Genomic DNA, 20,566 nt, shown 5'->3' with positions numbered 1-20,566 from the left:
CGTTCTCCTTGCGCTCAGGCGTGGGTTTCAAGAAATTGCTGCACCGACGCCACGTTCAGGTCCATGGCGGTGAACAGGCTCTCCAGCTGCTCGCGCGAATTGACCAGGCCCTTGGCGCGCAGGGTGCCTTGCTGGTCCAGCAGCACGCCGTAAGGCAGCTTGCCGATCTGCAGGTGCATGCCGAGTTCTTTCGACAGCACGTATTCGAATTCGCCCAGGCCGGCCTGCTTCAGGAAGGCGAGATGCTCCGGCTGCTCGCCGTCGGACGCCAGCACGATGCGCAGCCAGCCGCGATCGCTGGCGCGGATTGACTTCAGCACCGGGATCAGCTTCTTGCAGATCGGGCACGTCGGCGACAGGAAGAACAGCAGCGTGGCGGCGGCTTGCTGGCCGCCCACGGCGACAGCGCCGCCGCGCACGTCCTGCAGCGCGAACGGCTGCAACGGCTGGCCGACGCGCGGGCCGGCGTCGATCACCAGCGCGCCCATCGGGGCCACGCGTTCATAGAGGATGCCGACCTGGCGGGCCAGCGCATACAGGCCAAGCAGCAGCGCCAGCACGGCGATCCACAGCACGACATTGGCAATCACAAGAGCAGTCATCACGGTCTCGGTCAGAAGGAAATCAAGGGAGGGTCAGGCGCGGGCGCGGACCGCGTTGGCCAGCAATTGCGTGCTGGCCAGCCACATCAGCAGCAGCGCAAGGGCGCAGAAGCCAGCGGCGGCAAAATCGAGCGGCGCCATGACGCGCGTGGGCGCTGCCGCGGCGGATGCGGCCGCCGCGCCCAGTACCGCCAGCAAGGCGGCATTGCGCCATACCAGGCCCCCCGACAATGGCACGCCCTCGGCATCGCAGCCACAGCGGATATCGCGACGGCCGCGCGCCAGGTTGATGCCGACGGCAGCGGTGGCGAGGCCGACGACGGCAAGCCCGGCGACCGCCGAAGCCGCCTGCAGCGGCCGTGCCACCAGCAGCAGCGCGGCCCCCGTTTCAGCGGCAACGAAGGCCATTGCTGCGGCACGGGTCCATGCGGCGGGAACCAGCTGGTAGGCGTCGAGGGCCGCGTGGAAGCGCTCAAAGTCGCGCAGCTTGGGCAGCACCGACATCAGCAGCACCAGCGCCGCGGCCGCACTGCAGGCAGCGGTGACAAGGGGATCGGCGCACAGCAGGGCAGCGGTCATTGATGGGCCTCCACCTGCACGGCGTTCTCGGTCACGTTATCCAGCCGCGCGACCGGCTTCAGCCGTGCCGCGGGATCCAGCGCGACCACCCCCGCCTTGATCGCGTCGAGCGCGTACAGCGTCGGCCTGGCGCCTTGCGTGATGGTCAGTGCCAGCGCGTTTTGCCCGGGCGCGCGCGCCACGCGCTTGCGGCTGGCCAGGTCGATGGTCCAGATCTCCGCCGCGGGCGTCTTGTGCGAGCCCTCGCGGCTCTTCGGATGCATGCCGACATAGAGCCGCTGCGTGGCGGCGTGCAGCGCGAACAACTGATAGCCGCCAGGCTTCCAGCCGCCCCTGGTGTCGGCCGTATCGACGATGGGCCACGGCTTGCCAAAGGACGGTGCTTCGCCGGAGAGGTCGGCGGTAAAGACGTTGCCGTTGAAGGAAACGAAGTACAGCGTGTTGCCGATGCGCTCCGCATGCAGGAAAACGGGGTCTTCCTGCGGATCGAACATGCGCGCGCTGCGCTTCTGGCCGGCAGGCTGGCCATTGGCATCGTGCGTGACGGTCAGCATGGCGCCGTCGCTGCACAGCGAGTGAAAGCGCTGGCTCGACGCGGCGCTGGCGAAGATGCCCCAGCAACCCGGCGTCTGGACCTCGGACGCAAGCTTGTTCTCTTTCAGGTCGACGATGCTGACCGAGGTCGCCGGCGTGGCATTCTGCACATACAGGAAGCGGCCGTCCGCGGACGTGGCGATGATGCCCCGGTAGTTGAGCGACTGCGCGTGGCGCGGCGGGATCACGATCTCGCTGCGGTAGGCCAGCGTGCCGGCATCGTACAGGCTGACCACGTCGGTCCGCTCGCCGCGCGACAGGCGCGGGTAGAAGGTCGAAACCACATAGATGGTGCGCTTGTCCGGCGACAGCAGCGACTGTCCGCCGAAGCCGGTCGGCACCAGGCCGAGGTACTTCATCTGCTTGCCGTCGACCACGTGCAGGCGGCCGTCGACCATGTGGCGGAACGCAACGTCGGAGATGTAGAGGCGGTTCTCATCGGCCGGCGCCAGCGTGGCCATCCTCAGCGTTTCGGGCGGCAGCTCGGCGACGGCGCTGCCCGCGCCGATGGCGAGCGATGCAAGCGATATGGCAAGGCACCATGCGCGCAGCGCCGGGGGTGCGGAACGTGCGAACTGCCGCGCTCTGATGGCGGGGCGTGCGTTCCTGCTTGGGTGCGTCACGACTGTCTCCTGTGGGAAGCGGGATGGAGGCAGTCTATGAAGTGGCGGGGCCTGGGCGTTAGCCGGAATCGGCAACCGGCGTACCGGGAGATCTACTGAGTTGCGCCGTGCATGTGGCGGCGCGGCGAGGGGGCGCCGGGCGCGAGGGCCGGCATTCCTGGCGCCCGCACGGCCTGATCGGGCCATCCAGCGGCCGCTACGGATATCCGATTTTGGCAATCGTGCGGCGCCCGAGGCGCCCGAGGTGCCTCAAACACGCTCGCGAAATCAGGCTGCCTTTGCCGTGGCTTCGAAGTAATCGGCGAATTCGTCGCGCACCACTTCCTCGATCCGCGCAATCTCCGCATCGGACAATTCGGTGAATTTCGTGCGCTTGCGGTTGGAGAGCTCGCCGTGGTTCTGCACGACCAGGTCGATCAGGTTGGTGAGGCGCGCCTGGCGCAGGTCCAGCCATCCTTCGATGCGGGCCACGCTGGCATCGAAGGCCTTCAGGTAGCGGATCTCCAGCGCCAGGTCTTCCTCGACGCACTGCTGGACGCATTCGAAGACAAACTCGCAAAGCGCCGTCGCATCGAACGAGGCATAGAGCCAATACGGTTGTGGCGACTTGATGAGAATCGTATCGCTGTCCGCGTCAAGCACATAGTTCAGCAGTCCCGTGCGAGGCGCCGAGTAGTCCTTCAGCAAGCCGGCGTAGACCGGCAGGTTTTTCAGCATGCTGGCCGATACCGGCAACACGACGCCCTCCGGCGTCACGCCGGCCTGGCGCAACAGATGGTGGATCAGGAAGCGGTGGAGGCGTCCGTTGCCGTCGTAGAACGGGTGGATATAGACAAAGCCGAATGCAACGCACGCCGCGATGACCAGGGGGTGCGCCGCTTTCGTCTTGATCAGGCCGGCAACCTGTGCCAGGCCTTCCATCATCGGCTCGACCTGCTGCGGGGGCGGGGGGATGTAGTCGGCAATGTTGCGCAGCCGTCCGCCGCGCGAGAGCCAGTTCTGGCGATCGCGATAGGCGTACTCCGCCCGGATCGATGAAATGATCTCGTTCTGCCATTCGCAGAACTGCGCCTCGTCGAGCGGCACGGCCGCACCGGCAAACTCCAGCAGGCGCCTGAACCTGGCGACACGCTGGTTGTCGGGCAGCTCTTTCTCGATCGAATACGTCGAACGCGTTTCGGCGAGGTAGAGATAGTCCACCGCGCGCGCCAGGACTTCCGGTTCGAGCCGGTTGATCGCGGCGGCGATCTTGCCCGGGAGATCGGCGCCGATGAATGCCTGGAGGCGCTCGGTGCGACGTACCAAGGGGCAGAATGCTGCCGGACCGAGGTGGTTGTTCACGATGCCGAACTGGGCGTCGAGCTGGCTGTCGCCCGTAACGTAGTCCGCTTCGTCGAGCGCCGCAACGCGGGCAGTTCCGGCCGGCAGCTTGTAGTCGAACTGCGCGCCGGCAAGCCACTTGGCATAGAACCCGCTGAGCCGCGCGTACCGCGATCCGGGCGAAGCCGCCAGCCACTGCCGTACCTCTTCAACCGCCTCCTGATGCTCGAACAGCGCGGCCAGCACGGTCAGATTCAGCGGTTCCTTGCGCAGCGCAAAGGTGAGATGGTCGAGGGTCGTATCGTCGCCGCGGTAGCGATTTCTGGGATAGACAGTCCTTACGCTGCCGTCGGCGCCGGTATGCGTGCTCAGCACGCCTGTCTTGTCCGCCAGTTCCGATATCGAATGCAGGGGCGGAACGCGCAGCTTGAACCTGGCAATCAGGGCGCTGTAGCCGAGTGGAGCGTAAGCCATAAGCGGACTGCGGAGTGAGGTAATGGAGGCATGGGGAATTACCAGAGTTTATACGTCGATTACTACTTCGTCTATTTATGGCGCATCGGCTTACCACATTGCATATGCAAGCCGAGCGCCCAAATTGCCAGACCACCTATGCGGCTTATCTAAACACCTACCGGAGACGCTCTCGATTACCAATTCGCATACGGTAGTGTGACGCAAGGGGCTATTCCGCAATGATCTTGCGTTCCGCGGCAATCCGCTTCCATTGTGCGAGATCGTGCTTTATCCGCGCGCCAAACTCGGCCGGGCTGACAGCCAGCGGACGCGAGCCATCCGGCTCCAGCACCACGCGCACCTCCTGCGAGGCAGCGATCTCGGCGATTTCCCGATTGAGCCGCTGCACCAGCGCAGCCGGCGTCCCGGCCGGGGCCAGCACCCCGACCCAGATCTCGATGCCATAGCCCGGCACCGACGCCGCCAGCGTTGGCAACTCCGGGAAAGCGGGATTCGGTGTGGCCGACGTCACGGCCAGCGGCTTGACCTTGCCGGATTTGATCTGCGTGGCGATCGAACTGTAGTTCGACATCATCACATCGATCTGCCCCGCGGCCAGGTCGATCAGCGCATTGGCCGCGCCCTTGTACGGCACGTGCATCATCTGCACCCGGGAGGTGTCGCACAGCATCTCTGTCGCAAGGTGGCCCAGCGATCCGACGCCGGCCGAGCCGTAGGTGATGGCCCCCGGCTTGGCGCGCGCGGCGGCGATCAGTTCCGCGGCGGTGCGGATCGACTTCGACGCCGCGAGCGTGGACGACACCGCCAGCAGCAGCGGCCCGTCGGCAACCAGGGCAACCGGCGCGAACGCGGTCAGCGGGTCATATGGCGAGCGCGCCTGCGTCGCCGCGGCGGTCAGGAAGGTCGACGACGTCAGTAACAGCACCGATCCGTCGCGTGGCGACTTGGCGACGTAATCCGCGCCCAGCACGCCGGCCACGCCGGGCCGGTTCTCCACGATCACCGTGTTGCCGAGCCGACGGGCCAATGCCGGCGCAATCGCGCGCGCGATCACGTCGTTGCTGGCGCCTGCCGAGAACGGCACCACGATCCGCATCAGCGGCGGCACGGCAACTGCATTGTCCGCGGCCGCGGCGCCGGCCGTGGGGGCGAGCGCCAGCGCTGCCGTGGCAATTGCCGCCGGCAGGGTGCGCGCCAGGCGGATCCAAATGCGCTTGAAAGAGGTCTTGTTCATACGTCTGTCCGAACTCATCGTAGTGCAGCAAGGCTGCAGGACGGCACCGCCGGCGCAACCGGGCGGCGCCGGCGATGCCACAGGCCCGCGCGCGGCCAGCCGGTGCCGGCCGCGCTGGCTGTGCGCAGGTCAGGCCGGAATCTCCAGTTCCAGCAGCGGTGCATACTGCTGGGCGCCGAAGATGTCGCCGTCGCCGGCGCTGCCGCTCGGGCGCTGGCGGTACATGGTGAACTTGATCGCGAAGGCCGGATCGTATTCGACGAAATCGCTGATGCGCGTGGCCGGGACGCCGAACAGCGCGGCCATGCTTTCGCGGCTCAGCACCCCGGACCGCTTGACGCGCTCATACTGCGCCGCCTCGCGAAAGATGATGTCGAACGTGATCTTGTTGACCCCGGCGTTCTTGCTGCGGATGGTCTTGGCAAGTTCGTGCAGCTTCTGCGCCGGCGCATGGGGGGTTGGCGCGGCGAACGCGGTCGGATTGGCGGTGGTCATGATGAATATCCTGGGAAATCTGGCGCCTCAGACGCCGGCCTCGACAACATGGGTGGGGAACAGTGCCAGCGGATCGTGCACCGCCATCGTGTGGTTCAGCGTCCAGCGATAGGCGGGGCTGGCGCGCAGCACCTCGTCCAGCGGGAACGACACCGAGCCGGCGGTGCCTTTGACGTCGGGCAGGCGCGCATAGAACATCTGGCGCAGGCCGATCATCGCGACTTCCTCCGCCATCTCGCGCGTTGGCGCCACGCCCTGGACCATGACGCACAACTCATGGCCGGGACGGTCGCGCAGCGGTTCCAGCTCGCCCATCACGCCGTCGCGTCCGTAGACGTTGTAGTGCAGCTCGTAGCCGTTATCGCCGAAGCGCGCGCGCACCTGGTCGCGGGCCCAGGCGATCACGCGGTCCACATTGGCAATCGTGTACGGGTCGCGGATGCCGCAAAGCCCCACATACCGCTCGCCGACCTTGCCGGCGCCTTCCAGCTTGACGCGCACGAGCTGGTCGGGCTCGAAGCGCGAACCGGTGATGCGGGTCGTGCGCGGATCGAGCTGCTCGTAGCGGCAATGGCGCATGTCGAGCCTGCCGCCTGCGACAAATTCCTCGAAGGGGTTGGAGCGTTCATACATGGCATGGCCGGCCACCGAGGCAACGGTGCAGCGCTGGTCCGGATGCATCGCGGTGACGCGGACGTCGTCGCGGGTGATCTCGCCCAGTACCGTTTCCTTGCCGCCATACGGCTCCGCGCAGAAGGAGGCGCACTCCAGCACCTTGCCCAGGTAGTAGGCGTGGTCCGCCGCGAAGCCGTGGTGCAGCGCCGGCGCGGCAAACACGGCGGCGTCGGAGCTGCGGCCACCGATGATCACGTCTGCGCCCTGGCGCAGCAGTTCGAGATACGGATGCACGCCCGCCATGGCGACGATACGCTCGGTGCTGTCCAGTTCGGACAGCGTCAGGTCGGCAAAGCCGTCGAGGCCACGGATGGTCTCGCCGGCGCCGAGCTTCTCGCGGACCAGCGACGTCGGAACCTCCGAGTAGAAGTAGCCGATGCGAAAGCGCTTGAGCCCGTGCCGTTGCGCCAGTTCGCGGATGATGCTGACGTAAAGGTCGACCCGGCTGTTGGTGCCCGTGTCGCCAGCCGAGCCGATGATCATCGGCACGCCCAGGCGCCGCGAGGCCAGCAGCATGTGCTCCAGGTCGTGGCGCTGCCACGCTTCGGGGCTGGTCGAAGTATCCGAGCCGAGCGGCACCGGGCCTACGTCATCGCTGCCCGAATCGGCCGCGATGTAGTCCGGCCGGGCGGCCACGCCAAGCTCGAAGCTGCCGGTGCGCAGCGGCGCAAAGCCGAGATGGCCGTTGGGGCAAATGATCTGCAGCGACTGCATGCAAGGTTCTCCGGTTAGGTGTCGCTTTATCCGATTAAGCGAGTCACACGACACTTATTGAGCAGAAGCCGTGCCAGCTGAAGACGCCAGATTTTTTGCTTTTAAATCAAGGGCATGTGGAATAGGGCAGAGTGGGCTGCGTGGAACGCACGCGTGCGCGGCCAAGCGCGCCGCGCGTTTTTCACGCGGATGCGTGAATCGCGCGCCGGGTCAGGCCGCGGCCAGGCCGAGCTTGCTCATCTGGTGCCGGAGCGCGTGGCGGCTCAGGCCAAGCCGGCGCGCCGCCTCGGCAAGATTGCCATGGCATGTCGCCAGCGTCTGGCCGAGCAGCGCCGCCTGGAATTGCGCCGTGGCGGCGTGGTAATCCAGGCCATCCGCCAGCGCGGCGCTTGCCGCGGGCGCAGCCGCGCTGGCGACAACAGCGGCATCGGCGGAAGGCGCGAGGCGCGTGCCGGGGGAGTCAGTGCCCCCGGTCGCGCGCAGGATCCGCGCCGGCAGGTGGGCCGGCAGCACGCAGTCGCCCTGCTCGAGCAGGCAGATGCGTTCCAGCAGGTTTTCCAGTTCACGCACATTGCCCGGCCAGCGATACGCGCGGAAAATCCGCTCGACTTCCGGGGCGAGCCGATCCATCCGGCTGCCGTATTGCCGGTTGTAGCGCTGCAGCGCGCCATGCGCGAGCAGCAGGATGTCGTCGCCGCGCTCGCGCAGCGGCGGGATATTGATCGCGATGACCTGCAGGCGGTAGTACAGGTCCTCGCGGAACTTGCCGGCGTTGACCTCGCTGAGCAGGATCTTGTTGGTAGCGGCGATAAAGCGCACATCCACGCTGATCGGCTTGACCGCGCCGACCCGGCGGAACCGGCGGGTATCGAGCAGCGTCAGCAGCTTGGACTGCATGACCAGGTCCAGCTCGCGTACCTCGTCCAGGAACACGGTGCCGCCATTGCCGGCCTCGATCAACCCTTCCTTCTTGCCGACCGCGCCGGTGAACGCGCCGCGCTCGTGGCCGAACAGCTCGGATTCGAGCAATTGCGCCGGGATCGCGGCGCAGTTGATGTCGATGAATTCCGCGCTGGCGCGGCTCGATTGCTGGTGCAGCATGCGAGCCACCAGGCTCTTGCCGGTGCCGGTCTCGCCGTACAGCAAGACCGTGCGCGCCTGGCTGCCGGCCACGCGGGCAACGAGGTCGCGCAAGGCGACAATCGATGGATGGTTTCCGACGAGTTGCAGTGGGGCGTTCATCGCGGGCGGAGGGCTGAGCGGGCGCTGATGGATGGCGCGGTCTGCCATGACCATGGGGCCTGAATCGCCAGCATCATACCCCGCGGGGCGAGCTGGGGCAGGGCCGCAAGCCGGGGACCTGCACCCCACGGGCCGCGTCAGGGGTCAGAGTTGGGGGCCGATCAGCGATGCCATCCGGTCGCGCAGTTTTTCGGTCCAGGGACGATTGGCCCACTGTTCATAGGTCTTGGGGTGCGACAATTTCAGGTCTTCCTCGAAGATCCTGGTCTGCTCGGCGGCAAACCCGGCATCCAGGATATTCAGCGTGGCTTCGTCATTGAGACGGAATGACCGGTTATCGAAATTGGTCGAACCGACCGACACCAGCAGGTTATCAACGATCAGCACCTTGCAGTGGTACATCGTCGGCGCGTATTCGGCGATCACGGCGCCTGCCTTCAGCAGATTGCCCCAGCGCCGGCGCGACGCGGCGCGCACCGTCTCCGAATCGATATGCTCGCCCGGCACGATCACGCGCAGCCTGACGCCTCTTGCCAGGGCCGCCAGCAACGCTTTTTCCGTCAGTTCGTCGGGCACGAAGTAGGCCGCCGACAGGTCGATCGTTCGCGCGGCCGCCGTGATGGCAAGGTGGTACATCAGCGCCATGCTCTCGCTGCCGCCGGTGGGCGAACTGCTGAACATCTGGGCGCGGCCGTTGCCGACCGGGGGCAATTCAGGAAAGTACTCCGGCCCATGCGGCACCGCGCCGCTGACCTTGATCCAGTTGTCCACGAATACGGACTGCATCTGGCCAACCACGGGGCCTTCCACCTGGAAATGCGTATCGCGCCAGTGGTCGGGATCCTGCGCATTGCCGGTCCATTCCGGCGCGATGCCGACGCCGCCGGTAAAGCCGATCGTGCCGTCGACCACCAGCACCTTGCGGTGCGTACGGTTGTTGAGCTTGCCGACGGTGTACCACCGTACCGGGTGATAGCGGCGCACATCCACGCCGGCGCCGGTCATGATGTCCAGCACGGACTTGTCGATCTTCGAACTGCCGACGGCGTCCAGCAGGACCTGTACCCTGACGCCCGCCCTGGCGCGTTCGGAAAGGGCCTGCGCGAATTCATTGCCGATATCGCCGGACCAATAGATGTACGACTCGAAATTGATCGTTTGCTTCGCGCTGCGGATCGCACCCAGCATGGCGGGAAAGATCTCGTCGCCATTCCTGAGCACACGAAAGCGGTTGCCATCGACAACCGGAGGCCCGAGCAGTACGCCCAGTTCGCGGACAAATTGCGGATCGGCCAGGCTGTAGAGCCGGTCGAGGCGGCGCTCGATGCGCTTTTCGCCACCCATCAGGTTGTACGCGACAATGCCGCCGAGGGCGGCCACTAGAATGACGGCAAGCAATGCGAGCATTCGGCCCTTTCTACGCGCCCCTGGAAAGGCGTGGCGGCGGATCACGCAAGCACCATGATGTCTGGTCCAAGAATTGCGCCGGCAAGCTGGCGACTTTCACAGCATACTGCCCTGGATTGGCAGTTTCAAAGCGAGGCACGCGGAGGCCGGGCATTTCGACCTGGCTTTGACATCAGGTGTCACAGGTATTCTTGGTCGACAAAGGCACCCGGAAAAGAGACATGGGCATCCACATCCGCAACGAGCAGGCCGCCGACGTCGACGCCATCGCACGGCTGACCGAAGCTGCGTTCCGCAGCGAGCCGCACTCAAGCCATACCGAGCAATTCATCGTCAATGCACTGCGCCGCGATGGGCAGCTGACTGTGTCGCTCGTGGCAGCGGAAGACGACGACATCGTCGGCCATGTCGCCATCTCGCCGGTAACGATTTCGTCCGGAGCAAGTGCATGGTATGGCCTGGGGCCGATCTCCGTGTTGCCTGAGCGGCAAGGGCAGGGTATCGGCACCAAACTGATGAAGGCGGCCCTGGGTGAACTGCAGCGCCTCGGCAGCGCCGGCTGCGTAGTGCTCGGCAACCCGGCGTACTACGGCCGCTTTGGATTCAAGGCGCATGCCAGGCTGGTACTACCGGGCGTGCCCCAGGAATACTTCCAGGCTGTAGCCTTCGGCGCGGAAATACCGGTTGGCGAAGTGCGTTACCAACAGGCGTTCGATGCCAAGTTGAGTTGACGGGCCGCGCACTTCGTTCACAACGCTTCGGCCGCATGCAGGCGCTGGGCACTCGTTTCACGGTCAACCACAACGAAGACCGCACGCGTCTCCCGGCTGCTACCGCACCGGTGGTCTATTCTGTACGTTGCGTGGCGGGGCGGACCCCCACACAGTCAGACGCCAGCATACGTTGAACATCAAGGGGGAGGGCCGTATGACACCACTGATGCAGGACGTGTCCCGTTACGAAGATTGGCTGCGGCGTCAATGCGATGTCGTAGAGGCTGACCTGAATTACAAGCACCAGCGAATGCTAAAGGGCCCGCACACTTTCTTGCGTGCCACCTATTTTCGCTGGGCAAAGCGTGTGAAGTATTTTGCGGCCAACTGCCTTGAGGCACCGTCTGTCTTGGCCGTCGGCGACTGCCATGTCGAGAATTTTGGTACTTGGCGCGATGGGGAAGCGCGGCAAGTCTGGGGCGTCAATGACTTCGATGATGCTGCGGTTATGCCGTATACGCTTGACCTCGTACGTTTGGCGACTAGCGCAACACTGGCGCAGAAGCGCGAGGCGCCCGCGCCGGAAGTCCGCGAAGCAAAAGCGTTGGTACCGTCCAGCTGGGATTGGGCTCGAGAGCGTAAGTCCGCGACTTCACGGTTCATCAGCGTGGCCACGGGTGCCTATCGGTCTCCGGACCCTTTCCTGCACGTTACCGGGGGGTTCATTCTTCGCCGGGTTGCCCCAGAAAGCCGCAAGCTCGACCTCGAAGACGTGACAAAGGCGGGGAGGGGACCTCATCTCCTCAAGGCCATGGGACACGACGTTGGATCGATCCACGCAGCACACAATCGGACGCCTGAGGTGCTGGAGCACCTGCGCCATATGCCGACGCGCTGGCTAGTCGACTGTGCTGAACGCTCGACGGCCTTCGTCCTCGAAGACTTCAACGCCTGGCGGAATCTTGTGCCGGTCGATGATCCACGTCACCGCTGACCCTCACTGCGCGAGGGCTAGGGTCTTTCCGCTGTTGAGGTTCAAGGATGCGCCCAAGCGTCCAGAATCTGGCGCTTACGATCGAGGGAAGCGCATACAACCGACGGCAGCGCCACTTTTCCCGCTAGTCTGAGCAGCCAAGCACGGGCGAGGGCAGATTGCGAGCATTGCCACCGCTCGGGTCCGTTGACGGAACTCTGACGTCCCCGCCGAATCGCGGCCACAGTCGGAGAAGCGTCGGATCGGGCTACCATTTATACCATGGCGACGCGCTGACGTCGTTATCCGTCCAATTAAGAATTGTAAATTCAGTACTAAGAATAATCTAATTGGTGTCACAGCAAGGCTTCACGTAAGGCGCCAATCTGACGAAATCGCATATGATGTCGAACAGCACTTTGTTGATCTGATTGAATGCCATGATCCGAGCCAATCAGCGGGAGCGTCTGCCTTTCCTGACCCGCGACGATTTCAGATGCGTGGTCAACCGCCACACAGCACGGGGCGTTGTCGTACGTGGCGCATCGCGGCTTGATGAACGCAGTGTCTGCACCGGAATGGCAATATGAATACTGAAGAGCCTAAGCGCTATATCAAGTGTCTTGTTGCTGCTTACTTGGTATCGGGCTTGTTGTATATGGGATGGCGGCTTGGCACCATTAACATGTCGGCGCCGCTTTTTTCCATCCCGCTCTACGCTGCCGAACTGTATGGCTATGTCAGCGGCTTGCTCTTCGTGTTGATGACATACAGGCTCTCGGTGCGCGAAGCGCCTCCACCCCAGCCAGGCATCACCGTCGACGTTTACGTGCCCACCTATAACGAGTCGATCGAGCTGATTCGCCGGACGCTGCTGGCAGCCATGCGCCTCGATTATCCGCATGTCACCTGGCTGCTTGACGACGGGCGTCGGGAATCGATGCGCGCGCTGGCCGAGGAACTAGGTTGCCGCTACCTGACCCGCGACAATAATGCGCATGCCAAGGCCGGAAACCTGAATAACGCGCTAAAACACAGCACTGGCGAGTTTATTGCAATCTTCGATGCTGACCACGCCCCCCGCAAGGATTTCCTGGTGAGGACACTGGGTTATTTTCAGGACGAGCGGGTCGCCTTCGTGCAGACACCGCAGGATTTTTTCAATATCGATTCGTTCAATCATCGTCTCGGCAAGAAGCGTGTCTGGGACGAGCAGGCACTGTTCTTCAAGATCATCCAGCGCGGCAAGGACGCGCTCAACGCCGCTTTTTTCTGCGGCAGCTGCGCGGTGATACGCCGCTCGGCGGTCGCGCGGATCGGAGGCTTTGCCACGGAAACCGTGACCGAGGACGTTCACACCGCAATCCGGATGCATAAGCTTGGCTACCAGTCCGTGTACCATGCCGAGTCGCTGGCATTCGGACTGGCGCCGCACAGCATCGATACCTACCTGAAGCAGCGCATGCGGTGGGGCATGGGCTCCATGCAGGTGTTCCGGCGTGAGCGCATCCTATTCGGCCGCGGCCTTACCCTCGGCCAGCGCTTAAACTACCTGGCGTCGGCGCTGTTCTTCTTCGAGGGCTGGCAAAAGCTCGTTTTCTTCTTGACGCCGCCTGCTGTATTCCTGTTTGGTGTGCTGCCGATCGTGTCGCCGCTTAACACGTTCCTGTTGTGGTTCTGCCTGTATTACCTGCTTTCCATACTGGTCCACCTGGAACTCGGACGCGGCTACAACTCTCTCTTCCTGAGCGAGCAGTACGCAATGGCGCGGTTCTTCGCCTTCATGTCGACCAGCGTCGGGCTGTTCCGCAGGAACATCCCGTTTGCCGTGACGGACAAGCAGATGTCGCAGACCGGAAGAATGTGGCTCTGGCTGTCACCGCTGCTGATGGTCTGCGGCGTGGCGGCAGCCAGCGTACCTGTGGGCCTGTACCGGATCCACATTGGCACCATCCCGCTTGGCGCTGGCCTGGTGACGCTGTTCTGGACTCTGATGACGCTCGGTTCGGCCGTCGTCGTCGCAGCATATGCGTACAAGCACTCGCGCAACCGCCGCACCGAATATCGCTTTCCATTGCGCGTTCCCGTGACGCTGATGGCGGGTGAAAAAACGTACCTTGGCCTGACGTCGGACCTGTCGCCCAATGGCGCGCTGTATATCGGCGAAGCGATACCGAACCTGGCGTTGGGCGATGTGGTGGACGTGGCTGTCCACCTGCCCAACCTGATCGTTCGCGATACCGCGGTCGCGACCTTCGTCAAGGCATCCCACCCGGCCAGCGCTAGCGGGATGTCCGTCGGCCTGCATTTCAACTGGTCTTCCCAGGGCAATACGGGGGCTCTGGAAACGTTTCTGTTTGGAAGCCGGCTCCAGCTTGAGATGGGAGGCGTGCGCGAAACCGAGACGCCGCCGCTCACCCGCCTGGCGGAAATTTTGCGGCGGGAAGAGGGGAAGCCGTCGATCGCACAGAGCTGGGCCGCCGCATTATTGATGCAACCGTTGCGGGTCGGCATGCTGCCTGTCGCTATCGCGACCATCGAAGGAGCCGCACCGCTGCTGTTCAGCAGCATCGAACTGGACTTGGACGCTGGCGCCACGTTGCGCCGCCCAGCCATGGACGCCACCGGCAAAGCTGCCGACCAGGCGATCCGTCTTATGCCCACAGGCCGGCTCATCACGCCGACCGGCGATTTCCATCTGTACAACTTTGCGCTGCATGGTGCGGCTTAACCCGGGAAACAAATATGACGCGCTACATGCGCTATGCTGCAGCTCGACCAATTTTAGCGGTGGCGATTCTCAGTGGTTCATGCTGGCTGGCCACACCGGCGCAGGCAGGGCCGTTCGTTTTTGGCGGCGCCAGCTTCGCTGGGGGCGGCGAGCGCAGCGAGTATGCGGGCGTTAGTAGCAACCTCTTGCCGGTGCCGTTCTTGACGCAGAAATTCGTAGTCAGTGACTACCATTACAAATACGGTACTAACGGTACCACCGTGTCAGTCAATGGCCAGGCCGCCGAAGCGGCAATCGGATTGCAAAAGGGCTGGGAGGGAGGCTGGGCTGAAGCATCGGTAGGAGCGCGTTACCGCTACAACCGCGTGTCGCCAGAAGGCGCCGACAATCGCACGGACGGTGGCGAATGGGGGCTCGGCGTCACCGTGCTGGGCCAGCAGGAGTTTGCGACGCGGTGGGCAGTCAACGGCATTGCCAGCTACAACTTCGGACCCAAGGCTTACTGGGCCCGAGGACGGTTGCTCTATAAGGCGTTCGGCGAAGCTTGGGCCGGTGTGGAAATCATTAAGCATGGCGACCCGTATTACCACTCCACGCAGGGAGGCTTGGTATTGACTGGCATCTCCCTTGGGAAAGACTTGAACCTCGGCGTTTTCGCGGGGGCGAAGAAAACGGCAGGCGAGCCACGATCATTTTATGGCGGGCTGGAGATATCGAAGGCGTTTTGAGAGATGACCGCCCGGGGGCGGTAAGGCCCGACCTAGCTGGGGGCGCTGCCAATAAGGCCCGATAACGCATCTTATTGCGGATTCCCGAACACTGGGTTGCGTCAACAGCCGCACCCGCTTGATCTTACATAACGCCGGACTTTTCGGTGGGTCGAAAACTCGATTCGAAAACTCGATTCCTGTCCAGCCGATTTTGAAAAGTCGTCCCTTCCGCTGAATTCAAATGTCGGAGCGAGCGTGCTTTTTGTGCGGGGTTGGCGTCTTTTGTGGGGTGGCTGTGGGGCGGTGGTGCTGGCCTGAAGCGGCTGAGTCTGGCCCAGGGTGGGGCGGTGGATGCGCGGTGGGCAAAGTTAAAATGTCCGCCTTCTCATTGCGCGGCGGCGCCATCGCGCGCTCCAGATCGAGCCGGTTGATCAGCCGCTGCCGCTTGGTGTTGGGCGCCGGCCGGTGTGGGCGCGGCGGCTCGCCGGCCAGCGTGCGCGACGGCCCGATGGTTTGCCGGCTGTCGCGCCGCGCCTGCACCTCCGCGGCAATGGCTAGCACGTGCCCGAGCCGCTTGTTCTCGACGATCGCGCCCTGGTCGACCTCGGCGAGCTTGTCAAAGGTGGTGTAGGGCAGGGACGCGCCGTCGGCCCACAGCTCGATCCGCCCGTCCGGATACTCGGCGACCTCGAGGTAGCGGTGGACCAGGCGCCGGTGCTCGGGCCGGTCCTCGAGCAGGTACATCACCTTCTTGTACTGCAAGGTCAGGCTCTGCGACACCTTGCGCCACTCGCGCCAGCTGAAGATCCGCTCCAGATCCTCATCGCCGCGCAGCCGCCGGTGCGCATCAAAGTCGCTGCGCGGCACCTTGGCAAAGCGCGCGTTGAAGTCGGCGATGAAATGCGCGGCAAAGGCATTGGCCGCATCCATCGTGCTGATGCCGCGCAGCCGCAGCTCCTTGACCAGCCGGTCCTGCAGTGTGCCGTTCATCCGCTCGACGCGGCCCTTGGCCGGGCTCGAATTGGCGCACAGGATGTCGATATTCAACTCGAACAGCGCGCGCCCGAACTGGGTGTAGCCGCGCCCCTCGGCGCTGTCCCGGGCATTGACCCGGAAGACACTGAACTTGTCCGAGTAGAACGCCATCGGCTTGCCGTGGCGCTCAATGTAGGCGCGTGTGGCGGTGAAGTACGCTGGTGTGGATTCCGATGGGACGAACAGCAACTGCATCAGCCGACTGGTGGCATCGTCGACAAACACCAGTAGCGTGCAGGCCGGGGCCCGGTCCTCGAACCAGGCGTGGTCGCTGCCGTCGATCTGCACCAGCTCGCCCAGGCAGGCGCGGCGGTTGCGCGGCTGGTGCACCTTGGGCGGGCGCAGCTTCCTGGGGATCCAAAAACCGGCGTCGATCATGATCCGGCGCACCGTTTCCGTGGCCAGGTTGATGCCATGGCGCTCGCGCAGCTTCTCGGCCGCCAGCGTGGGGCCGAAGTCGGCGTAGCTGTCGCGGATCAGGCCCCGGACACGGGATTCCAGCCCGGGCGGGAGCTGGCGGTTGCTGTCACGACCACGCTTGCGCGAGCCCAGGCCGACGGGACCGTCCTCGCGGTAACGCAGTACCAGACGTTCCACCTGACGCCGCGACAAGCCGAGCTTCTCGGCCGCGCGCCACACCGACAGGCCATGATCGACCACGGCCTGAATCACCTTGAGCCGATCGAGTTCGCGCATAGTCATCGTGATGGTCTCGGGCTTGCGCATCGCGGCCTCCGGTCTCGGACAGACGGAAAGCAGTCCTCTAACGTAAAGTTGTCGGCTGAGATTTGGCTTGACTGTTACCCTAGCGGCCTGTCCTTGGAATACGCGGCGCTTTTTCTCCCACGATCTATGTGTGGAAACATGACGTGGAAAAGTAAGAGCAACATAAAACTGGAGGCAAAAGTAGGGAGGCGCATAAGGTACAAATGCTCGGGAAATATTAATCCGTGATAGCGATGGCCGGCTCCACCGTTAGCGCGATAAGGTCTGCTTTCTCCCGCTAGGCCGTAGTAACTAGCAACGTAAGCCGTGTTATAAACTTCACGGACTAAGATGAAACAGCCATGCGGAGTGAGCATTGGTCTACTTTTTGCTGTTGCCAGGTATCTGTTGATACCACCCATCGGAAGATCCAGCATGAGTTCCCGTGACGTCGAAGCTGGACTCCTACGTCGCTGCGCGACCGTTGCACGCGAGCGCACGGGGTCCGCACTGAACCAGCGTGAGGCCAACGTATTCCGGCTGGCCGCTATGGTGGTGCAATCGAGCTTCCCGCGCGAAGCCGCGCGTCTGATGCAGGCGAGCGAGCACTACTTCGCCGCGCATCCCAGCGAACGACTGCCGGCGCAAGACGTGGTGACCAAAGGTTGGGTGGCCAACTTGCCTCGCTTGCGCGACCGGCTCCGTCGCACATTCCGGCACCAATGAGGCCATGGCGCCGTGGATTCCAACTTCATATCCCCCGGCGCTGGCCAACTCGTGCAGCGAAGGTCCCGGGTTCTGACGCGCCAAAACTCTTATGCGCGCATGTACTCTGAGAGCTGTTCGATGATTCTCAGAGGAGTCGGGGTCCTGACCCATGGCTCATTCGGCGGCCGTCAACATTGCAAACGGTTCAGTCGCCTCGTCTGTTTTTGATAAGCGGGTAGCACAATTGAGCGATAGCAACTTGCGCTGCGCAAGGCGTCGCGGCATTGCGCACCTATGGTGTGTGCGCCATCGGATCTGACCGGCATGCCGAACATAACGTGTAAGCTGGCCTCCGCGACATCGCTGCAAGAAGGCGCGAGAGTTCTGCGTCATGGACGAGCAAGCGGCCGGAGTGTGCGCGCCTGAAAGGGTCGACTAAGGCGACTGTTCAAGTAGGCAGACGGTTTCGTGAGCCAGCGCTAGGGAGCGTTCCTTTCAACGGCACTCAAGACTGGTTCGCCCAGGTCGGCGAAAGTCGACCGGCCTTTTGCGGCCCCCCCGCGGCAAAATAGATGTCGCCCCGATAGAATTTGAACCCTGGGGGCGATAAGAGATAGAAGTGGCTCGTTACGGAAAGGAATTCAAAACCGGGCGGTAGCACGGTTGTTGCCGCCGGAGAGTGCGGCGGTGGAGGTGGTTTCAAGGGAATTGGGTGTGGCAGTGGCCACGCTGGAACGCTGGCGTGCGGACGCTATGTCCATGCCCGCTCGCGAGCGGGCATGGACAGCGGCGGCCAGGTTTGAGGCGGTGCTGGCGACGGCTGCGATGGACGAGGCCAGCAAGAACGCCTGGTGCCGTGAGAACGGTGTGTATCCGCAGGAGTTGGAGCAGTGGCGCACTGCCGCCACGCAGGCGCTGGCTGAGCCCGAGGATGCGCGCGCCACCCATCGTGAGACAAAGGCCGATCGGCGCCGCATCAAGGAACTCGAGCGCGAGCTGCACCGCAAGGAGAAGGCGCTGGCCGAAGCCGCCGCCCTGCTGATACTCTCAAAAAAGCTCGAAGGGATCTTCCCGAAGGACAAGGACGAGGACGCATGATCGGCCTGGAAGATCGCCAAATAATGGTCCGCCATATCGAAACCGCTCATACAGGCGGTGCCCGCCTGCGCCTGGCCTGCGAGGTAACTGGCATAACCGTGCGCACGCTGCAACGCTGGAAGGCCCACGATGGCTTGGTGGTCGGCGACCGCCGCCCCGGGGCCGAACGGCCCACGCCGGCGCATGCGCTGAGCATCGAGGAGCGCGAACGCATTCTGGCCGTTGCCAACGAGCCGCGCTTCGCCGACATGCCGCCGGCACGCATCGTGCCCATGCTGGCCGATGAGGGTGTCTACCTGGCAAGCGAATCGAGCTTTGGCCGCGTGCTGCGCGCCCATGGGCAGACCCGGCATCGGGGGCGTGCTAAGGCGCCGCGCCAAAGCCGTCCGCCCACCACGCACGTGGCCACGGGGCCGCGCCAACTGTGGTGCTGGGACATGACCTATCTACCGGCCGAGGTCGCTGGGCGCTGGTTTTACCTGTACCTGATCCTGGACGTGTACAGCCGCAAGATCGTGGGCTTCGAGGTCCACGATCGCGACGACGCCGACCACGCGGCGCATCTGGTCAAACGCACGGAGCTGGCCGAGGGCATTCATGCCATGGAGGCCAAGCCGCTACTGCACGGCGACAATGGTGCCACGCTCAAGGCCACCACGGTATTGGCGATGTTGCACTGGCTGGGCGTCAAGCCATCGTATTCGCGTCCGCGGGTGAGCGACGATAACGCCTTTGTGGAGAGCCTCTTCCGCACGGCCAAGTACCGGCCGGAGTTCCCATCCAAGGGCTTTGCCGATCTGACTGCGGCGCGTACCTGGGCGGCGCACTTCGTCAACTGGTACAACCATGAGCACCGGCACAGTGGCATCCGCTACGTGAGCCCGGCACAGCGCCACGCCGGACAAGATGACACGATTCTCGCCGCGCGCCATGAGCTGTACGCCCAGGCCCGTGAGCGCAACCCGCGACGTTGGTCACGCCACACACGAGATTGGTCGCCAATTGGGACCGTCACGCTCAACCCCGAGCGCGATGTTGTGGTGTCCAGCAGCGTCAACCTGGGGGCCGAAAACCAGCGTTTGGCTGCATGAATGAGGCGACATCTACCTTGACGCGCGCCGCGGCGAACAGGGCAATCAACTCCGATGGGTCCAACACTGCGTGCGCTGCGTTGCTAATTTTCGGCTATGGGATTAGCTGAGATGACGCCATCGGTAGCGCTTACGAATGGCAGGGGATATTAGCCAAGCCCTGCAGAACGATAGTCCACGACTGCAGAGCGCGACGAGGGGCGAAGCATCTGAACTTGCCAAGCGTTTGTGCCTAGCAGACCTGCGGCGGTGACAGCTAAATCGTCAAGGGACCATCTCACGACGTGTGACTTCTAAGCTGCAATAGCAGAGCCGGCATCAGAACGCCTACGGGAGAGGTGGTCAGTATGACGTTCGAATTTCCTAATCGAGTCTGGTTTTCCACACAAATAACAATGACGCGTGTTCCGCAGGTCACTTTGTTTGCGATTACCGCCGTGGTGGTCAAAAGGCCATAAGGCGCGCCGATCACGCAAAAATGCGGCGCATTCGTGGCTTCCGACGCCCGGGCTTATGAGATTTTCTGGAAATGTGTCAAGTTTTCCAACAAAAAGCGAAAAACCGACAGCCATGGATAATAAAAAAATATTTTATTTATATGCCGGCCAAAATTCCCGGAGACATCCTCCCGTCCTGCGCCTTAAAATCATCTTAGCGAGATTTCTGACTCGCCGATAAAGCTTGCAATTTTTTGGGGGGCGACTATGACAAATACAATTACGAGTCAGTTGCTCGTGCTTGAAAACAGCACGGCGCGAGATCAGTAACGGCTGATCTCGCGCCAAAACCTAAATCGTCCGACACGACGAGGAGAATATTATCGCCTGAAAGAATTCCGGC

The 20,566-nt window shown here is 63.4% G+C and carries 15 protein-coding genes and 1 pseudogene; 6 read left to right on the top strand and 10 right to left on the bottom strand.

Annotated features, from left to right (window positions below; translation table 11 throughout):
* Nucleotides 1-14: 14 nt before the first annotated feature.
* The 9 genes from mauD to J8I82_RS25375 form a co-directional block, all read right to left on the bottom strand.
* Nucleotides 15-602: a methylamine dehydrogenase accessory protein MauD gene (gene mauD / locus J8I82_RS25415; RefSeq protein ID WP_209761605.1), complete on the bottom strand. Its 588-nt coding sequence runs from the start codon at nucleotides 600-602 to the stop codon at nucleotides 15-17.
* Nucleotides 603-635: 33 nt separating this feature from the next.
* On the bottom strand, nucleotides 636-1,181 hold the full coding sequence (locus J8I82_RS25410) for a MauE/DoxX family redox-associated membrane protein (protein ID WP_209761604.1): 546 nt from the start codon (nucleotides 1,179-1,181) through the stop codon (nucleotides 636-638).
* Nucleotides 1,178-2,398, bottom strand: a complete 1,221-nt coding sequence (locus J8I82_RS25405; RefSeq protein WP_284183148.1) for an amine dehydrogenase large subunit — start codon at nucleotides 2,396-2,398, stop codon at nucleotides 1,178-1,180. Before J8I82_RS25405 ends, J8I82_RS25410 begins: the two co-directional genes overlap by 4 nt.
* A gap of 267 nt (nucleotides 2,399-2,665) precedes the next feature.
* Nucleotides 2,666-4,192, bottom strand: a complete 1,527-nt coding sequence (locus J8I82_RS25400; RefSeq protein WP_209761603.1) for a Fic family protein — start codon at nucleotides 4,190-4,192, stop codon at nucleotides 2,666-2,668.
* 211 nt (nucleotides 4,193-4,403) lie between these two features.
* Nucleotides 4,404-5,429 (bottom strand): tripartite tricarboxylate transporter substrate-binding protein, encoded by a 1,026-nt coding sequence (locus J8I82_RS25395; protein WP_245180108.1) that lies wholly within the window; start codon nucleotides 5,427-5,429, stop codon nucleotides 4,404-4,406.
* 129 nt (nucleotides 5,430-5,558) lie between these two features.
* Nucleotides 5,559-5,924, bottom strand: a complete 366-nt coding sequence (locus J8I82_RS25390) for a DUF4387 domain-containing protein (RefSeq protein WP_209761601.1) — start codon at nucleotides 5,922-5,924, stop codon at nucleotides 5,559-5,561.
* A gap of 27 nt (nucleotides 5,925-5,951) precedes the next feature.
* Nucleotides 5,952-7,313: an acyclic terpene utilization AtuA family protein gene (locus tag J8I82_RS25385; protein ID WP_209761600.1), complete on the bottom strand. Its 1,362-nt coding sequence runs from the start codon at nucleotides 7,311-7,313 to the stop codon at nucleotides 5,952-5,954.
* A 210-nt stretch (nucleotides 7,314-7,523) separates the two neighbouring features.
* Nucleotides 7,524-8,555, bottom strand: a complete 1,032-nt coding sequence (locus J8I82_RS25380) for a sigma-54 interaction domain-containing protein (RefSeq protein WP_209761686.1) — start codon at nucleotides 8,553-8,555, stop codon at nucleotides 7,524-7,526.
* A gap of 144 nt (nucleotides 8,556-8,699) precedes the next feature.
* Complete coding sequence (locus tag J8I82_RS25375) at nucleotides 8,700-9,962, bottom strand: phospholipase D-like domain-containing protein (RefSeq protein WP_209761599.1); 1,263 nt, start codon at nucleotides 9,960-9,962, stop codon at nucleotides 8,700-8,702.
* A gap of 221 nt (nucleotides 9,963-10,183) precedes the next feature.
* Here J8I82_RS25375 and J8I82_RS25370 point away from each other — a divergent pair, with 221 nt between their 5' ends.
* The 4 genes from J8I82_RS25370 (at nucleotide 10,184) to bcsS (ending at nucleotide 15,107) form a co-directional block, all read left to right on the top strand.
* Complete coding sequence (locus tag J8I82_RS25370) at nucleotides 10,184-10,693, top strand: GNAT family N-acetyltransferase (protein ID WP_209761685.1); 510 nt, start codon at nucleotides 10,184-10,186, stop codon at nucleotides 10,691-10,693.
* Between the two features lie 196 nt (nucleotides 10,694-10,889).
* Nucleotides 10,890-11,669: a DUF2252 family protein gene (locus J8I82_RS25365; RefSeq protein WP_209761598.1), complete on the top strand. Its 780-nt coding sequence runs from the start codon at nucleotides 10,890-10,892 to the stop codon at nucleotides 11,667-11,669.
* Nucleotides 11,670-12,234: 565 nt separating this feature from the next.
* Nucleotides 12,235-14,379, top strand: coding sequence for a glycosyltransferase (locus J8I82_RS25360; RefSeq protein ID WP_209761597.1), 2,145 nt, complete (start codon nucleotides 12,235-12,237; stop codon nucleotides 14,377-14,379).
* Between the two features lie 14 nt (nucleotides 14,380-14,393).
* Nucleotides 14,394-15,107 (top strand): cellulose biosynthesis protein BcsS, encoded by a 714-nt coding sequence (gene bcsS / locus J8I82_RS25355; protein ID WP_209761596.1) that lies wholly within the window; start codon nucleotides 14,394-14,396, stop codon nucleotides 15,105-15,107.
* Between the two features lie 219 nt (nucleotides 15,108-15,326).
* Here bcsS and J8I82_RS25350 read toward each other — a convergent pair whose 3' ends face one another.
* Nucleotides 15,327-16,850, bottom strand: coding sequence for an ISNCY family transposase (locus J8I82_RS25350; protein WP_209761595.1), 1,524 nt, complete (start codon nucleotides 16,848-16,850; stop codon nucleotides 15,327-15,329).
* Between the two features lie 414 nt (nucleotides 16,851-17,264).
* On the opposite strand from J8I82_RS25350, the gene J8I82_RS25345 reads away from it, so the two are divergent.
* Together J8I82_RS25345 and J8I82_RS25340 are read left to right on the top strand one after the other, a co-directional pair.
* Nucleotides 17,265-17,555 (top strand): hypothetical protein, encoded by a 291-nt coding sequence (locus tag J8I82_RS25345; protein WP_116325894.1) that lies wholly within the window; start codon nucleotides 17,265-17,267, stop codon nucleotides 17,553-17,555.
* Nucleotides 17,556-18,156: 601 nt separating this feature from the next.
* Nucleotides 18,157-19,726 (top strand): annotated as a pseudogene (locus J8I82_RS25340) (IS3 family transposase).
* Nucleotides 19,727-20,566 lie beyond the last annotated feature (840 nt).

This window comes from Cupriavidus consociatus (assembly GCF_017814975.1).
GTDB lineage: Bacteria > Pseudomonadota > Gammaproteobacteria > Burkholderiales > Burkholderiaceae > Cupriavidus > Cupriavidus consociatus.
Note: the sequence above shows the minus strand (reverse complement) of the source record. Positions and strands in the feature narration are given on the sequence as shown.

Excerpts from the sequence above, each read along its gene's own strand:
- mauD (WP_209761605.1), bottom strand. The coding sequence starts at position 602 with ATGACTGCTCTTGTGATTGCCAATGTCGTGCTGTGGATCGCCGTGCTG.
- J8I82_RS25410 (WP_209761604.1), bottom strand. The coding sequence starts at position 1,181 with ATGACCGCTGCCCTGCTGTGCGCCGATCCCCTTGTCACCGCTGCCTGC.
- J8I82_RS25400 (WP_209761603.1), bottom strand. The coding sequence starts at position 4,192 with ATGGCTTACGCTCCACTCGGCTACAGCGCCCTGATTGCCAGGTTCAAG.
- J8I82_RS25395 (WP_245180108.1), bottom strand. The coding sequence starts at position 5,429 with ATGAACAAGACCTCTTTCAAGCGCATTTGGATCCGCCTGGCGCGCACC.
- J8I82_RS25390 (WP_209761601.1), bottom strand. The coding sequence starts at position 5,924 with ATGACCACCGCCAATCCGACCGCGTTCGCCGCGCCAACCCCCCATGCG.
- J8I82_RS25385 (WP_209761600.1), bottom strand. The coding sequence starts at position 7,313 with ATGCAGTCGCTGCAGATCATTTGCCCCAACGGCCATCTCGGCTTTGCG.
- J8I82_RS25380 (WP_209761686.1), bottom strand. The coding sequence starts at position 8,555 with ATGAACGCCCCACTGCAACTCGTCGGAAACCATCCATCGATTGTCGCC.
- J8I82_RS25375 (WP_209761599.1), bottom strand. The coding sequence starts at position 9,962 with ATGCTCGCATTGCTTGCCGTCATTCTAGTGGCCGCCCTCGGCGGCATT.
- J8I82_RS25370 (WP_209761685.1), top strand. The coding sequence starts at position 10,184 with ATGGGCATCCACATCCGCAACGAGCAGGCCGCCGACGTCGACGCCATC.
- J8I82_RS25365 (WP_209761598.1), top strand. The coding sequence starts at position 10,890 with ATGACACCACTGATGCAGGACGTGTCCCGTTACGAAGATTGGCTGCGG.
- J8I82_RS25360 (WP_209761597.1), top strand. The coding sequence starts at position 12,235 with ATGAATACTGAAGAGCCTAAGCGCTATATCAAGTGTCTTGTTGCTGCT.
- bcsS (WP_209761596.1), top strand. The coding sequence starts at position 14,394 with ATGACGCGCTACATGCGCTATGCTGCAGCTCGACCAATTTTAGCGGTG.
- J8I82_RS25350 (WP_209761595.1), bottom strand. The coding sequence starts at position 16,850 with ATGCGCAAGCCCGAGACCATCACGATGACTATGCGCGAACTCGATCGG.
- J8I82_RS25345 (WP_116325894.1), top strand. The coding sequence starts at position 17,265 with ATGAGTTCCCGTGACGTCGAAGCTGGACTCCTACGTCGCTGCGCGACC.